The organism is Marinobacter sp. (genome assembly GCF_048266785.1).
Lineage (GTDB): Bacteria > Pseudomonadota > Gammaproteobacteria > Pseudomonadales > Oleiphilaceae > Marinobacter.
In genome coordinates this window covers 1-15,918 of the sequence record NZ_JBLWYX010000024.1, presented here as the reverse complement: position 1 = coordinate 15,918, position 15,918 = coordinate 1, and the positions used below count along the sequence as shown (strand labels likewise).

13 protein-coding genes are annotated in these 15,918 nt (G+C 54.3%); 5 read left to right on the top strand and 8 right to left on the bottom strand.

The annotated features are described in order from the left end of the window. Positions 1 to 16: 16 nt before the first annotated feature. A complete protein-coding gene (gene pip / locus ACN0V1_RS19770) occupies positions 17 to 979 on the bottom strand; it encodes a prolyl aminopeptidase (RefSeq protein WP_417546624.1) in 963 nt (320 codons plus the stop codon). A gap of 137 nt (positions 980 to 1,116) precedes the next feature. Then, entirely contained in the window at positions 1,117 to 2,928 is a 1,812-nt protein-coding gene (gene typA / locus ACN0V1_RS19765; protein ID WP_339783329.1) for a translational GTPase TypA, read from the bottom strand. A 615-nt stretch (positions 2,929 to 3,543) separates the two neighbouring features. Between typA and glnA the strand changes: the two genes are divergently transcribed. The 4 genes from glnA (at position 3,544) to glnG (ending at position 8,478) form a co-directional block, all read left to right on the top strand. Beyond that, positions 3,544 to 4,947: a glutamate--ammonia ligase gene (gene glnA / locus ACN0V1_RS19760; protein WP_339783331.1), complete on the top strand. Its 1,404-nt coding sequence runs from the start codon at positions 3,544 to 3,546 to the stop codon at positions 4,945 to 4,947. Positions 4,948 to 5,152: 205 nt separating this feature from the next. Next, entirely contained in the window at positions 5,153 to 5,677 is a 525-nt protein-coding gene (locus ACN0V1_RS19755; protein WP_417546623.1) for a DUF4124 domain-containing protein, read from the top strand. Positions 5,678 to 5,959: 282 nt separating this feature from the next. Beyond that, complete coding sequence (glnL, locus tag ACN0V1_RS19750) at positions 5,960 to 7,057, top strand: nitrogen regulation protein NR(II) (protein WP_417546622.1); 1,098 nt, start codon at positions 5,960 to 5,962, stop codon at positions 7,055 to 7,057. Beyond that, entirely contained in the window at positions 7,054 to 8,478 is a 1,425-nt protein-coding gene (gene glnG / locus ACN0V1_RS19745) for a nitrogen regulation protein NR(I) (RefSeq protein WP_417546621.1), read from the top strand. The genes glnL and glnG overlap by 4 nt, the downstream gene beginning before the upstream one ends. Positions 8,479 to 8,554: 76 nt before the next feature. Here glnG and ssb read toward each other — a convergent pair whose 3' ends face one another. Continuing rightward, positions 8,555 to 9,094: a single-stranded DNA-binding protein gene (ssb, locus tag ACN0V1_RS19740; protein WP_417546620.1), complete on the bottom strand. Its 540-nt coding sequence runs from the start codon at positions 9,092 to 9,094 to the stop codon at positions 8,555 to 8,557. A 57-nt stretch (positions 9,095 to 9,151) separates the two neighbouring features. Beyond that, on the bottom strand, positions 9,152 to 10,522 hold the full coding sequence (locus ACN0V1_RS19735; RefSeq protein WP_417546619.1) for an MFS transporter: 1,371 nt from the start codon (positions 10,520 to 10,522) through the stop codon (positions 9,152 to 9,154). Between the two features lie 178 nt (positions 10,523 to 10,700). On the opposite strand from ACN0V1_RS19735, the gene uvrA reads away from it, so the two are divergent. Next, positions 10,701 to 13,535: an excinuclease ABC subunit UvrA gene (gene uvrA / locus ACN0V1_RS19730; protein WP_417546618.1), complete on the top strand. Its 2,835-nt coding sequence runs from the start codon at positions 10,701 to 10,703 to the stop codon at positions 13,533 to 13,535. Between the two features lie 215 nt (positions 13,536 to 13,750). On the opposite strand, the gene rplQ is transcribed toward uvrA, so the two are convergent. From rplQ to rpsK, 4 genes are all read right to left on the bottom strand, one after another. After that, positions 13,751 to 14,149 (bottom strand): 50S ribosomal protein L17, encoded by a 399-nt coding sequence (rplQ, locus tag ACN0V1_RS19725; protein ID WP_303597442.1) that lies wholly within the window; start codon positions 14,147 to 14,149, stop codon positions 13,751 to 13,753. Between the two features lie 33 nt (positions 14,150 to 14,182). After that, positions 14,183 to 15,187, bottom strand: coding sequence for a DNA-directed RNA polymerase subunit alpha (locus tag ACN0V1_RS19720; RefSeq protein ID WP_417546617.1), 1,005 nt, complete (start codon positions 15,185 to 15,187; stop codon positions 14,183 to 14,185). Positions 15,188 to 15,222: 35 nt separating this feature from the next. Then, a complete protein-coding gene (gene rpsD / locus ACN0V1_RS19715; protein ID WP_417546616.1) occupies positions 15,223 to 15,843 on the bottom strand; it encodes a 30S ribosomal protein S4 in 621 nt (206 codons plus the stop codon). Between the two features lie 18 nt (positions 15,844 to 15,861). After that, on the bottom strand, positions 15,862 to 15,918 hold a 57-nt coding region (gene rpsK, locus ACN0V1_RS19710; RefSeq protein WP_178829158.1), incomplete at its 5' end, for a 30S ribosomal protein S11.

Genomic DNA, 15,918 nt, shown 5'->3' with positions numbered 1-15,918 from the left:
TTCACGCTATAAGACTTCAGCCCGCATTTTTCACCGTTTTCGCCACCACCTCATCGACACCGCGTATGAGCGCATCCACAATAGCGGGCTCGGAGGCCGAGTGTCCCGCATCGCGGATAATTCGCAAATCTGCTTCCGGCCAGGCCTTGCTGAGCGCAAAAGCATTATCCAGCGGGCAAATCATGTCGTAGCGTCCATGCACAATGAGGCCGGGAATATCCCGAAGCTTGTAGGCATCCCTGATAATCTGATCATGCTCGAGAAACGAAGAGTTCATGAAGTAGTGGCACTCGATACGGGCCAATGCGATTGCAACATGAGGATGACCAAAATGCTCAACAACCTGGGGGTTTGGGTGCAGAGTCGCACACCGACCTTCCCAGGTCGACCAGGCTTTTGCCGCCTGAATCTGCTCCAACTCGTTTTTACTGGTCAACCTGCGATAGTAGGCACTCACCATATCCCCGCGCTCACTCTCGGGTATCTGCGCCTCAAACTCCCGCCAGTAATCCGGGAATACACGGCTTGCACCCTCCTGATAAAACCAGGCGATATCTCGCGGGCGACATAGAAAAATACCCCTGAGAACAAGCCCCAACACTCTCTCGGTGTGCGTTTGGGCGTAGACCAGGCTGAGAGTCGACCCCCAACTCCCGCCGAATAATAACCAACGCTCTATGCCCAGAAACATGCGTATGGCTTCCATATCCTGAATCAGCTTGTCAGTACTGTTCCCTTCCAGTTCCGCCAAGGGCGTGGAGCGGCCAGCACCGCGCTGATCCATCAGAATAATCCGGAAGCGCTCAGCATCAAAAAAACGGCGATGATAATCCTCGCACCCTGCCCCGGGGCCACCATGAACGAAAAGCACAGGCATACCGTCAGGGTTTCCACTCTCTTCGATATACAACTCATGAGGCGCATCAACCGCCAGCCGGTGGCTGGCGTAGGGTTTGATGTCCGGGTACAAATTGAGCATGGGCCAGTCCGCCGATCAGGTGAGTTTCGATAGCATTGTAGCGGAGTTGAATGGCCGGTGGGCGAGCTTTACGAAAAGCACAAACACAAAAAAGGCCGGAGCTGTTACCAGCGCCGGCCTGATTCAATACGTCTTCGTTATTTTTTGCTCGCGCGCTTACGTTCGTTCTCGGTAAGGTGCTTCTTGCGCAGGCGAATCGACTTGGGCGTCACTTCAACCAGCTCGTCGTCGTCGATGAATTCCAACGCCTGCTCAAGAGTGAACTTGATCGGCGGCACCAGAGCAATGACCTCATCCTTGCCGGACGCACGCATGTTATCGAGCTTTTTGCCTTTGGTCGGGTTGATCACCAGATCGTTGTCGCGGCTGTGAATACCACAAAGCTGGCCCTCGTATACTTCCTGACCAGGATCGAGGAAGAGCTTGCCACGGCTCTGAAGCGTTTCCAGAGAGTAGGTCAACGCTGTGCCCTTCGCCATGGAGACCAGAACACCGTTCTGGCGACTGGTGACATCGCCCACCTTGATCGGCCCGTAATGGCTGAAGGTAGAGGTAAGAATACCGGTGCCCGATGTCATGGTCAGGAAGCTGTTGCGGAAACCGATCAAACCGCGCGCAGGAATGGTGTACTCAAGACGCATGCGGCCTTTACCATCCGGCACCATATTGGTCAGGTCACCTTTGCGCAGGCCCATTTGCTCCATCAAAGGGCCCTGATGCTGCTCTTCAATGTCGACAATAACGTTCTCGTACGGCTCTTGTTTCTCGCCGTCCACTTCCCTGATCACCACTTCCGGGCGACCGACCGCCAGCTCGAAGTTCTCGCGACGCATATTTTCGATCAGCACCGACAGATGCAGTTCTCCGCGACCGGAAACCTTGAACTTGTCCATGGTTTCGCCTTCTTCAACCCGCAAAGCGACGTTGTGCAAAAGCTCTTTCTCCAGACGCTCCTTGATGTTGCGACTGGTGACGAATTTGCCCTCTTTACCACAGAAGGGCGAATCGTTGACCTGAAAGGTCATGGACACCGTGGGCTCATCAACTGTTAGCGGCGGCAAGGCCTCTACGTTGTTCATATCACACAGGGTGTCGGAGATATGCAGCTCATCCAGACCGCTGATGCAGATGATATCGCCAGCCTGAGCTTCGTTTACTTCAACCCGATGCAGGCCGGAGTGGCCCATGATTTTCAGGATACGGCCCTGGCGCTTCTTGCCATCGGCACCAATAGCAACCACCGGGGTATTGGTTTTTACCTTACCGCGGGCGATACGGCCGATACCGATTACGCCCAAAAAGCTGCTGTAATCCAACTGCGAGATCTGCATCTGGAAAGGGCCATCCATATCCACTGACGGCGCAGGCACGTGATCGACAATCGACTGGAATACAGCGTCCATGTTGTCGCTCAGGTCTTCATGGTCCAAACCGGCAATACCGTTCAGCGCGCTGGCGTAAACAATGGGGAAGTCCAACTGCTCGTCGGTGGCCCCCAGGCTGTCAAAAAGATCGAAAACCTGATCTACGACCCAGTCCGGACGGGCGCCCGGACGGTCGATTTTGTTGACCACAACGATTGGGCGCAATCCGGCCGCGAACGCTTTCTGGGTAACAAAACGAGTCTGTGGCATTGGCCCGTCAATAGAGTCGACCACCAGCAGCACGCAGTCCACCATGCTCATTACTCGCTCGACTTCACCACCAAAATCCGCGTGGCCCGGGGTGTCTACGATATTAATATCGTAGCCGTTCCACTTCAGTGCGGTGTTTTTGGCCAGAATGGTAATCCCACGCTCTTTTTCCTGGTCGTTGGAGTCCATGACGCGCTCATTCTCGAGCTCTTTGCGATCCAGCGTGCCAGACAGGCGCAACAGCTTGTCTACGAGGGTGGTCTTACCATGGTCAACGTGAGCGATAATGGCGATATTACGAAGTTTCTCAATCACAAAATTATTCCTGCGGCATGCACTCAATGACCTGAGAAGGTCGTTTGCAGGCATTGCCCACACATATTGTCTCAGATCCGTAAAATGAACTCATCCACCGAGGCCTGACGGCCCGGCGCCTCACATGCAGCATCCGGATACGACTCCAGGCTCATGCGGAGAAAATGAAGCGGCGCGCAGTATATCGAAAACCCCGCACCGTTTATATGTAGAAGAACGCCTATTTCTTAATCAATTTCGTTTGTTAATTATTGCGCACCAAATTGGTGCAATATCGCAAGCACTACTTATGTTAGCGCGCCCTTATGGTGCACGCCCTCTTAGTCGAGGCCGGTTAACCATCCGGGTTCATCCACATACGCCGGCTGGATACATGGCATTCGGCCATAAAACCACTGTTACATCGCATCCAGTCAAAACTGGCAAGCACCTTGCTTTAATCACCCCCATCAGGTTTTCCGAGCATCTGTAAATCCGAAATGTGAAGGTAAGAATCAACAGCTTTTGCTAAGCTGCGCAAACCTGAACAACAATCCGGAATTCAGCCCCTCAGAGCAATCCGGGACATGATCACGAATACACCCGCGGTGCGGGATTACTTACGGAGCATGCACAATGTCCAAGACAGTTGATTTGATTAAAGAACACGAAGTCAAGTGGGTTGATATGCGCTTCACCGACAGCCGGGGCAAAGAGCAGCACGTCACCATTCCGGCAACTGAGGTCAACGAAGACTTCTTCGCCGAAGGCAAGATGTTTGACGGCTCCTCCATCGCGGGCTGGAAAGGCATTAATGAATCCGACATGATCCTGATGCCGGACGACAGCAGCTCCGTTCTTGACCCGTTTACCGAAGAAAGCACCATCAACGTTACCTGCGACATTGTTGAGCCTTCTACCATGCAGGGCTATGAGCGGGATCCACGCTCCGTTGCCCGCCGGGCCGAGGAGTATCTGAAATCTACCGGCATCGCAGATGGCGCTCTGTTTGGCCCTGAGCCCGAGTTTTTCGTCTTCGATTCTGCAAAATGGAAAACCGACATGCAGGGCTCCATGTATTCGCTTCACTCAGAAGAAGCGGCATGGGTTTCCGGTGACGACTTTGATAACAACAACATTGGCCACCGCCCGGGTGTTAAAGGCGGCTACTTCCCTGTGCCTCCAGTGGACAGCCTGCACGATCTGCGAGGCGCTATGTGCGCCGCCATGGAGTCCATGGGCCTGGTTATTGAAGTACACCACCACGAAGTGGGCACGGCAGGCCAGTGCGAAATCGGCGTTGGCGCCAACACGCTGACCAAAAAAGCCGACGAGGTGCAGATCCTGAAATACTGCGTGCACAATGTGGCCCACGCCTACGGCAAAACCGCCACATTTATGCCCAAGCCAGTGGTCGGCGATAACGGTTCCGGCATGCATGTGCACATGAGCCTTAACAAAGACGGCAAAAACCTGTTTGCGGGCGACAGCTATGCCGGCCTGAGTGAAATGGCGCTGTTCTACGTGGGCGGCATCATCAAGCACGCCAAGGCTCTCAACGCGTTCACCAACCCGGCTACAAACAGCTACAAGCGCCTGGTTCCGCACTATGAAGCACCGGTTATGCTGGCTTATTCTGCGCGCAACCGCTCCGCCTCAATCCGCATACCGTATGTCACCAGCCCGAAAGCACGCCGAGTGGAAGTGCGCTTCCCTGACCCGGCTGCCAACCCATACCTGGCGTTTTCTGCGTTGATGATGGCTGGCCTCGATGGCATCCAGAACAAGATTCACCCGGGCGACGCCATGGACAAGGATCTGTATGACCTGCCTAAAGAAGAAGCCCTGAGCATTCCGAAAGTGGCTGAAACCCTGCAGGAAGCTCTGGACTGCCTGAAAGAAGACCATGAGTTCCTGACCCGTGGCGGCGTATTTACTGAAGATATGATCCAGGGCTACATCGATCTGAAGCGTGGCGAAGTTGAGCGCATCAACATGACCACCCATCCGGTTGAGTTCGAACTGTACTATTCTTGCTAAAACCGCCTCGGCGGTTCCTGCTTAAGCTGCCTTGGCGGTGACTGGCAGCTTCAAAAGCCTCGCTCTGAAACAGCGGGGCTTTTTTTGTGATCGTCCGCACACTTCCACCGCCCTTAACGATATGTAACCAACATCTCCCTCTGCTACATTGAAAAGGCCTGTCCGGCCATTGATAATCAATACAAACACTACACAGGTTGTGATTATGAACCCGAGGCTTGGAATCACCGCAGGGCTGTTGCTCCTGCTCGCAGGGCCCGTGGCCGCAGAGGTCTACCGCAATGTAGATGCTCAGGGCAATGTAACCTTCTCCGACGAACCTTCGAAAGGCTCAGAAGCGATCAAGGTAAAGCCGGTTACAACCATTACCCTGCCCAAACCACAAAACGTCAGGGAAACCGACAAACTCCGGGAAGAGGTGAAGCGGGAAGGCTCAATCTACGAGAGCGTATCGTTCTCCTACCCTGAAGATGAACAGGCATTCTACAGCGGCAGTGGCGACGTGCGTTTTGAAATGCGCAGCACACCCGGCCTTGAACCTGATCACAGATACGAAGTGACGCTCGACGGCCAGCCAGTTGGCCAGAGCTCTTCCGGTACGATTACCGTAAGCAATGTGTTCCGGGGCACACACGAGGCAGGCATCCACATTGTGGACCAGAATGGTGTGCAGATTAAAACCGGCAGCCCGATTCGTTTTACGGTCCACCGCCCCTCCATTCAAAACTGACATTGCCCGATCGCACTAAATTGGTGCACTAGCACCGATATTGTGCGAAGCTCAGGGCAACAACGGAGCAATGCGCTCAGGCTGCCCACTATCTTCTCAACTGGCCCACCCTGAAATAACGCGCCTCCCACATACTTCTCACCGGGCTATCCAAGCAAGTCACTCGCATTTCGAAACTGGTTCAGTTCTTGCTGATTCCTTTTGGAGCGGTTGAGCAAGGTGCCGTGAACGATGGCAAGATTCCACCCCGCTCCTCCGGCATGAAACCAACAGGAAGCACGCATGGCAAACTCATCAGCCGACGCAAACAGGTACAAGAGCATGCTGGACAACCTCACGACAGCAGTTCTTGTGCTGGAAAGCGATCTGATAATCCGCTATCTGAATCCAGCCGCAGAAAGCCTGTTTGAAACCAGCATGACCCGCAGCTCAGGGCTGCATCTGCGCGACATCCTTCTTGATGCCGAGAGCACCTTCAACACCCTGCGTGTTGCCGCTGAATCCGGCCAGTCCTACACCCGCAGGGAAACGGAGTTCCTTCTTGCCAGCGGCTCACAAAGAATTGTGGACTACTCCGTTTCGCCCCTTGACCACAGCTCTGCTGCACTGCTGGTGGAGGTACAGCCTCGGGATCGTCTACTACGGATAAGCCGGGAAGAGGACCTGATCTCCCAGCAGGAAACCACCCGGATCCTGGTACGTGGCATGGCTCACGAGATAAAGAATCCGCTTGGAGGCATTCGCGGAGCCGCTCAATTGCTTGACCGGGAACTATCCAGCGCGGACCAGCGCGAATATACCCGGGTCATCATTGAAGAAGCCGATCGCTTGCGCAATCTTGTTGACCGCATGCTCGGCCCTAACAAGGCGCTGAAGCCGGCGTCTGTAAATATTCATGAAATCCTTGAACGGGTGCGAACCCTGCTGGAAGCGGAATGCAAAGGCAGAGTGCTGTTCCAACGGGACTACGACCCCAGCCTGCCTGAATTTTCGGGTGATAAGGAACAGCTAATTCAGGCTTTTCTCAACATTGCCCGCAATGCGATGGAGGCTGCCTTTGAAAGCGAGGCCGCCCATCCGGACAGCCAGAAAACACCCACCATTACGTTTCGCACCCGGGCCCTGCGGCAAGTCACTATCGGCCCCAATTGCCATCGACTTGTATGCCGAATAGACATCATCGACAACGGCCCGGGAATTGCCCCGGAGCTGCGCCAGAATATTTTCTACCCGATGATCAGTGGCCGTGCCAATGGCACCGGGCTCGGACTCTCCATTACTCAGAGTATCATCAGCCAACACCATGGGCTGGTTGAGTGCGAGAGTGAGCCCGGCCAGACAGACTTCATCATTTTCCTGCCCCTGGAGCGCACTATATGAGCCAAAAATCCGCCAACATCTGGATCGTCGACGACGATCGCAGCATACGCTGGGTGCTTGAACGCGCCTTGAGCCAAGCTGGCATGCAGACCACAGCGTTCGAGAGCGGTGAAAATATTATGAGGCGACTGGAACGCGAGCAGCCCGACGCCATCATCAGTGATATTCGCATGCCCGGAGTAGATGGCATCACCCTGTTGTCACATATTGTTGAAGCTCACCCTGACGTGCCCGTCATTATCATGACCGCCCATTCTGACCTTGAGAGCGCCGTTACCAGTTATCAGACTGGTGCTTTTGAGTATCTTCCGAAACCGTTCGATGTAGACGATGCGGTTGCCCTGGCGAAACGGGCTGTCGCACACAGCCACGAAAAACGCGCCGCCTCTACGCCGCACGTAGAGGCCATCCAACACAGCACCGAGATCATCGGTGAAGCTCCCGCCATGCAGGAAGTTTTCCGTGCTATTGGCCGACTCTCCCATTCCAACATCACGGTATTGATCAACGGCGAGAGCGGAACAGGGAAGGAACTGGTTGCCCAGGCGCTGCACAACCACAGCCCCCGGGCACGGCATCCGTTTATAGCCCTCAATATGGCGGCCATACCGCGGGACCTTATAGAGTCGGAACTCTTCGGCCATGAAAAAGGCGCATTTACAGGAGCTACTGCAGTGCGCCAGGGCCGGTTTGAACAAGCCAACGGTGGCACCCTGTTTCTGGATGAAATCGGTGATATGCCAGCAGATACCCAGACCCGGCTGTTGCGAGTCCTGGCCGATGGCGAATTCTATCGCGTCGGCGGCGCCACACCCATCAAGGTTGATGTCCGTATCATCGCAGCCACGCACCAAAACCTGGAGAAGCTTGTTCAGTCAGGTTCGTTCCGGGAGGACCTTTTCCATCGACTGAACGTTATTCGCGTGCACCTGCCAAAACTGGCCGAGCGCTCCGAAGACATTCCCCGGTTAATGCAGCACTTTCTGCAACGAGCCGCCACAGAGCTGGCTGTAGAGCCCAAGATCCTGCGCCCAGATGCAGAAAGCTATCTCACAACCCTGCCCTGGCCCGGCAACGTACGCCAGCTTGAGAACACTTGCCGATGGCTCACAGTCATGGCCAGCGGCCGAGAGATTCATATCGATGACCTGCCCCCTGAGTTGCTGCACCAGATTGAAGCTCACACCACAGGAATAACATGGCAGGAAGGGCTTAAAAACTGGGCCGATCAAGAATTAAAAAGAGGAGAAAAGGCAATTCTTGGGTCGGCCCTGCCAGAATTTGAAAAAATCATGATTGAGACCGCTCTGAAGCACACCGGGGGGCGCCGCCGGGATGCATCGGTTCTTCTTGGCTGGGGGAGGAACACTCTTACGCGCAAAATTAATGAACTGGGTATGGATAGCATTGAGGAAGAATGAACTTGAGACGGAAACAGACCTAAAAAAACGGCTGCCTAAGCAGCCGTTTTTTTAGGTAAAGTAAAACTACCGGAAGTTAGAACGGGATATCGTCATCAAAATCATCAACCGGCTCAGGCATGCTGTTGCCCTGTGACGGCTGGTTTTGGCTCTGATTCTGGTTATAACCACCCGACTGTGCAGGCGGCGGATTATTCTGAGGCTGCGCTGCTGGCGCTGATTGCTGGGGACGCCCGGCCGGCGCACCTTGGCTCATTCCACCTTCACTGCCACGACTATCCAGCATCTGCATCTGGCCATTAATGTCGACAACCACCTCAGTGGTGTAAACGTCCTGGCCTTCTTTGTTCTGCCATTTACGCGTCTGTAGCTTTCCCTCAATATAGACTTTGGAGCCTTTACGCAGGTACTGACCAGCAATCTCCGCAATCTTTCCAAACATGACAATCCGGTGCCATTCGGTTTTTGGAACCAGTTGGCCGGTCTGGCGATCCTTGTAGCTCTCATCGGTAGCAAGCGTCAGATTCACCACGGCGTTGCCGTTCGGGGTGTAACGGGTATCCGGATCCTGTCCGAGATTCCCGATAAGAATAACTTTGTTTACGCCTCTTGCCATGTTCTGCTCCTGATTCTGTTTTCAGGGACACCCGCCTTCCTTGCGAGCCTCCGGATTTCAAGAACTGCTACCCTGCCGGACGAATGGAAAGTCCGCAAGTAACGCCTCATCAAAATACTGTCGATCCACCTTGAGATAGGCGGTGGCAGCGTTTTCAACTATGACTACATCCTGCACACCCGGTAAGCTGCGCAGACTGCCATCAACATCGTCGTACTGGTCGCTGACCATATCCCGCAACTGTACCACGAAACCTGAAGAGTGGCCCGGCACAGGCATGGTCAGGGCGACCAGTAACCATAGCCCGAGAACACTCACCATAAACCAGACAACACCTTCAATTCCAACCTGCTGCAACAGGTACCCGCCAAAGGCGCCGCCCAGGAAGGCACCCATGAACTGAGAGGTAGAATAAACCCCCATAGCCGTTCCCTTGCTGGCCGCCGGTGCCTCTTTGCTGAGCAGGGATGGGAGGCTGGCTTCCAGCAGATTGAATGCCATAAAAAAGAAAAACATCATGACCCAAGCGAAGACAAGGCTTGAAGACACTTCCGAAAGCCCCGCTGTCGCCAAGGCAAGCAGGGCAATTGCACCACAGAGCACTGGTTTCATCATACGTTTTTTCTCGCCAATAATGATAAAGGGCACCATGGCAAAAAATGAGGTAATCATCACACTCAGATAAAACCACCAATGTGAAGCGCTGGCCAGCCCAAGCTGATTCTGCAGAACCGATGGAAACACCAGAAACAACGAAGTCAGCACCAGGTGCAGTGCGAAAATACCGAAATCCAGTCGCAACAACCGCTTTTCAGACAGAACTCTTCCGAGCATGGCTTTTGCAGGGTGAGTGTCGGCACTGATTTTATGTTGGTGCGGCGTAGGCACCACACGGCTGACGATGAACAGGGCTATCATGGCCAACACGGCAGTGGCATAGAAAATCCCGGACAGTCCCCATACCGAACCCAGCAGTGGCCCGAGCACCAACGAGACGGAGAAGGAAAGCCCGATAGAGATACCGACCGTCGCCATGGCTTTGGTTCGTTCTTCTTCCCGGGTAAGATCACTGAGCAGCGCCATGAGCACACTGGCAATAGCGCCCGCTCCCTGAAGAATCCGACCCGCGATAACAACGTATATTGAATCGGCGGAACCTGCCAGTATGCTGCCCGCAGCAAACACAACCAGGCCGATATAGATCATGCGTTTGCGGCCAACACGATCTGAAAGCAGGCCAAAAGGGATCTGCAACAGGGCCTGGCTCAGGCCGTAGGCGCCAATGGCGAAGCCGAGCAGTGCCGGAGTGGCACCTTCAAGGCCATCACCCAGCAACATGAATACAGGCATGATCATGAATAGCCCGAGCATGCGTATGGCATAAACAGACGCCAGCGCAAATACGGAGCGTTTTTCCAGCGTATTCATGGCAGTTGGCTCCTCTCCCGGGGCTTAAAGCGTAACATTGCGAAAGAACATATCTTCCGCAGAGCGGCGCATTGTAACAGAAGGTTCTCCGGCGGGGGACAGGTACAACTTGATAGGCATTTTCGCCGCGGCCGGCGTAACGCGGTATAATTTCCGTTTTTTCTCCAAGCGAGGTGTTATGGATCATATCCAGATCAAAGGGGCACGGACCCACAACCTGAAGAACATCGACCTGGATATCCCAAGGGACAAATTGATCGTCATAACCGGGTTATCCGGCTCAGGCAAATCGTCCCTGGCATTTGATACGCTTTATGCCGAAGGTCAGAGGCGCTATGTGGAATCCTTGTCCACCTACGCTCGCCAGTTCCTCTCAATGATGGAAAAGCCCGATGTAGACCACATCGAAGGCCTGTCCCCTGCCATCTCTATCGAGCAGAAATCAACATCGCACAACCCGCGCTCGACCGTTGGCACCATCACCGAAATCTACGATTACCTTCGACTGATGTTTGCTCGCGCAGGCGAACCTCGATGCCCGGATCACGGACAGCCGCTGGAGGCACAAACCGTCAGCCAGATGGTTGATCAGGTGCTGGCGATGCCGGAAGACAGCAAGCTGATGATCCTTGCTCCAGTTATCCGGGATCGCAAAGGTGAACACCTGCAAGTCGTAGAAACCATGCGCAGCCAGGGCTTTATCCGACTGCGCGTCGACGGTGTCGTTTACGACATCGATGATGTCCCGGCGCTCGACAAAAAGCGCAAGCATCAGATTGATGTTGTCGTCGACCGATTCAAGGTAAAACCCGGTCTGGAACAGCGACTGGCCGAAAGTTTTGAGACTGCGCTTGGGCTTGCCGACGGCATAGCGCTTGTCGCACCGATGGATGTAGAGACGGAGAGCGAAAACCAAGAGCAGACCTTTTCTGCAAAATACGCCTGCACTCAGTGCGGTTACGCGTTGAGCGAGCTAGAACCCAAGCTGTTTTCCTTCAACAACCCTGCCGGGGCCTGCCCCACCTGCGATGGCCTTGGCGTTAAGCAGTTTTTTGATGCTGGAAAAATTGTGCAGCACCCCGAAGCCACGCTTGCTGCTGGTGCCATCAAAGGCTGGGATAGACGAGCGGTTTATTACTTCCAATTGCTTGGCAGCGTCGCCGAGCACTATGGCATCGATCTGGAAACGCCCTGGGAAGAGCTACCCGAGGACTTTCGAACATTGCTTCTGTTCGGATCCGGCTCTGAAGAGATTCCGTTTCGCTACGTAAATTCTCGCGGCCATATCATGGAGAAGGCGCATTCATTCGAGGGCATTATTCCAAACCTTGAACGCCGTTACCGGGAAACCGACTCCCAAAGCATGCGCGAAGAACTGGCTCGCAACCTCAGCACCCAACCCTGCAAAGAGTGCAAAGGCTCCCGACTTCGACGCAGTGCCCGCCACGTTTTTATTGAAGAACGCAATATTTCCGACATCACACGCCTTCCAATCGGCGAAGCCTATTCCTACTTTGATGCACTTGCGCTTTCCGGACGCAAAGGCGAGATTGCTGAAAAAATTACCAAGGAAGTCCGGCAGCGACTCCAGTTTCTTGTGAACGTGGGCCTCGAGTATTTAACACTGGAGCGCAGTGCTGACACCCTGTCTGGTGGAGAAGCACAGCGTATCAGGCTCGCCAGCCAGATCGGCGCAGGTCTCGTGGGTGTGATGTACATTCTGGACGAGCCCTCCATCGGGCTTCATCAGCGAGACAACGACCGCCTGCTAAGCACCCTCACCCACCTGCGTGATCTGGGCAATACCGTCATCGTTGTCGAGCACGATGAAGACGCCATTCGAGCGGCTGACCATGTTATCGATATCGGCCCGGGTGCCGGAGTACATGGCGGCCAGATCATTGCTCAGGGCACACCCGCCCAGATTCTGGAAAACCCGGATTCGCTGACCGGCCAGTATCTCAGCGGAGCAAAAGAAATAGCCATTCCCGAAACCCGACATAAGGGCATCGGCGAAACCCTCTCGCTGACCGGTGCCACCGGTAACAACTTGCAAGATGTCACACTCACCTTGCCCCTGGGCATTATGACCTGCGTGACCGGAGTTTCTGGCTCCGGCAAGTCCACCCTGATAAACAGTACTCTTTATCCGGTCGCCGCCGCCAAGCTCAATAAGGCGACCAGCCTTAGCGCCTCAGCCTACAAGGGACTGACAGGCCTCGACCAGTTGGACAAAGTGATCGACATCGATCAAAGCCCTATCGGACGCACACCTCGCTCCAATCCGGCCACGTACACCGGCCTGTTCACCCCCATCCGTGAACTGTTTGCAGGCACTCAGGAGGCTCGTTCAAGAGGCTACAAGCCAGGACGCTTCTCTTTTAACGTCAAAGGCGGGCGCTGTGAAGCCTGCCAGGGCGACGGCATGATCAAGGTGGAAATGCATTTCCTCCCGGATGTGTACGTTCCCTGCGATGTATGCAAAGCCAAGCGCTATAATCGAGAGACACTCGAGGTGCGCTACAAAGGCAAAAATATCAATGAAGTGTTGAGCATGACCGTTGAGGAAGGACGGGAGTTTTTTGATGCCGTTCCGTTTCTTGCCAGAAAACTGCAAACACTCATCGATGTAGGCCTTTCCTACATCCGACTCGGGCAGAGCGCAGTGACGCTTTCTGGAGGTGAGGCCCAGCGCGTAAAGCTCGCCAAAGAGCTCTCCAAGCGGGATACCGGCAAAACCCTGTATATTCTCGACGAACCAACAACCGGTTTGCACTTCTATGACATTCAGCAACTACTGAATGTGCTGCAACGCCTGAGGGATCACGGCAACACCATTGTTGTCATCGAGCATAATCTGGACGTCATCAAAACCGCAGACTGGATTATCGACCTGGGACCAGAAGGTGGATCCGGCGGGGGCCGGATCATTGCAGAAGGCACGCCTGAAGAGGTTTCAGAGAATCCGGCATCGCACACAGGACGCTACTTAAAGCCACTGCTAAATAAATAGAACGGATATATCCCAAAAGCCTGGAAGGGCTGGGGTGGTGACACTTTTCAAACTGAAAAAATGTCTGAGCAAAGCGAGTTGTTTTTCAGTTTGAAAAGTGTCACCACCTCTGGCCCAACTCATACTGTGGCAAGCTACAGAGGTCCCTCTCAAACCCCAGACACAAAAAAACCGGACACCTCGCGGAATCCGGTTTTTGAGACTAGCCAACGATTTTACTCGTCGCCTTCGTCCACTTCTTCCGCTTCGATGTCCAACGGACGACCTACCAGCTCTACGAATGCCATAGGGGCATTGTCGCCGGCGCGGAAGCCACACTTCAGAATACGAAGGTAACCACCCGGACGCTCGTTGTAACGGGGACCAAGCTCATTGAACAGCTTGGCAACCGCAGCGTCGTCGCGCAGGCGAGAAAACGCCAGACGACGATTCGCAACCGAATCTTTCTTGGCGAGCGTGATCAAAGGCTCCGCTACCCGACGAAGCTCTTTGGCTTTCGGCAGCGTTGTTTTAATCAGCTCATGACCAACCAGTGACGCAGTCATGTTACGAAACATGGCCTTGCGATGCGCACTGGTCCTGCTGAACTTACGACCACTCTTACGATGACGCATTGCTCTGATTCCTTACCTTAAACTAATCGGCAATCAACCGCCCAGAACCCGGTCGTCGCCACGAAGGCTAGCCGGCGGCCAGTTATCAAGACGCATACCCAGAGACAAACCACGGGACGCCAAAACGTCCTTGATCTCGGTGAGCGACTTCTTACCAAGGTTAGGCGTCTTCAACAGCTCAACTTCTGTGCGCTGGATAAGATCGCCGATGTAGTAAATATTTTCGGCCTTCAAGCAGTTAGCTGAACGCACTGTCAGCTCAAGATCATCGACCGGGCGCAGCAGAATCGGATCAATTTCTTCCTCTTCTTCGACACGCTCTGGCTCTTTTTCATGATCAAAGTCGACAAATACCGCCAGTTGCTGCTGGAGAATCGTGGCCGCCCGGCGAATTGCTTCTTCCGGATCGATGGTGCCATTGGTCTCCAGATCAATAACCAGCTTGTCCAGATCGGTGCGCTGTTCTACCCGTGCACTTTCCACGGAATAAGCTACGCGGCGAACCGGGCTGAAGGTTGCATCCAGTTGCAGGCGTCCGATGGCGCGGGTCTCATCTTCATCAAGACCACGCTGATCCGCAGGCTCATAGCCCCGACCGCGCGCCACCCGAAGACGCATGCTCACTTCACCATTTTCACTCAGGTGACAGATCACATGATCCGGATTGGAGATCTCAACATCATGATCCAGCTTGATATCACCGGCTGTAACGACGCCCGGGCCTTTTTTGCTGAGCGTGAGCTCAGTATCGTCCCGACCGTTCATCTTTACCGCAACGCCCTTGAGATTCAACAGAATCTCAATCACGTCTTCCTGAACACCCTCGATTGCGCTGTACTCGTGCAAGACACCGTCAATCTGCACTTCAGTAACGGCGCAGCCCGGCATCGAAGACAAGAGAATTCGGCGCAACGCGCTTCCTAAAGTGTGGCCAAAACCCCTTTCCAGGGGTTCAAGCGTAACCTTGGCGCGAGTCGCACCCGATTCCTTCACGTCAATGGTACGAGGTGTCAATAACTCTTGTACTGAACGCTGCATAGACGCCCCTATCTACTATCGTTGCTAACCGGGCTTTACTTGGAGTAAAGCTCGACGATGAGGTTCTCGTTGATGTCGGCCGGCAGTTCAGTACGCTCAGGCACTGACTTGTAAACGCCGGACATCTTGGTGGCGTCGACCTCTACCCAGCTCACCGGCGCACGGCTTGCAGACAGATCCAGAGCGCCTTTAACGCGCAGCTGATTTCTGGCCTTTTCGCGAATGCTCACAACATCACCTGGCTTGACCTTGTAGGAAGGAATATTCACTACCTTGTCATTAACCAGGATCGCCTTGTGAGAGACGAGCTGACGGGACTCGGCACGGGTAGAACCGAAACCCATGCGATATACAACGTTATCGAGGCGTGTCTCGAGGAGTTGCAGCAGGTTTTCACCCGTTGCACCCTTCAGACGGGCAGCCTCTTTGTAGTAGTTGCGAAATTGCTTCTCAAGAACGCCATAAATACGACGAACTTTCTGTTTCTCACGAAGCTGTACGCCATACTCGGACAGACGGCTGCGACGCGCGCCGTGCATACCCGGCGGGGTCTCAATGTTGCACTTTGAATCCAGCGCGCGAACACCGCTCTTTAGAAAAAGATCTGTCCCTTCACGACGAGACAGCTTGCACTTCGGGCCTATATAACGAGCCATATTTCACTGTCTCCTGTGTTAGACGCGGCGCTTTTTGGGCGGACGACAACCGTTATGGGGAATCGGCGTCACATC

Coding starts and splice junctions, on each gene's coding strand:
- pip (WP_417546624.1), bottom strand. CDS start 979: ATGCTCAATTTGTACCCGGACATCAAACCCTACGCCAGCCACCGGCTG.
- glnA (WP_339783331.1), top strand. CDS start 3,544: ATGTCCAAGACAGTTGATTTGATTAAAGAACACGAAGTCAAGTGGGTT.
- ACN0V1_RS19755 (WP_417546623.1), top strand. CDS start 5,153: ATGAACCCGAGGCTTGGAATCACCGCAGGGCTGTTGCTCCTGCTCGCA.
- glnL (WP_417546622.1), top strand. CDS start 5,960: ATGGCAAACTCATCAGCCGACGCAAACAGGTACAAGAGCATGCTGGAC.
- glnG (WP_417546621.1), top strand. CDS start 7,054: ATGAGCCAAAAATCCGCCAACATCTGGATCGTCGACGACGATCGCAGC.
- ssb (WP_417546620.1), bottom strand. CDS start 9,094: ATGGCAAGAGGCGTAAACAAAGTTATTCTTATCGGGAATCTCGGACAG.
- ACN0V1_RS19735 (WP_417546619.1), bottom strand. CDS start 10,522: ATGAATACGCTGGAAAAACGCTCCGTATTTGCGCTGGCGTCTGTTTAT.
- uvrA (WP_417546618.1), top strand. CDS start 10,701: ATGGATCATATCCAGATCAAAGGGGCACGGACCCACAACCTGAAGAAC.
- rplQ (WP_303597442.1), bottom strand. CDS start 14,149: ATGCGTCATCGTAAGAGTGGTCGTAAGTTCAGCAGGACCAGTGCGCAT.
- ACN0V1_RS19720 (WP_417546617.1), bottom strand. CDS start 15,187: ATGCAGCGTTCAGTACAAGAGTTATTGACACCTCGTACCATTGACGTG.
- rpsD (WP_417546616.1), bottom strand. CDS start 15,843: ATGGCTCGTTATATAGGCCCGAAGTGCAAGCTGTCTCGTCGTGAAGGG.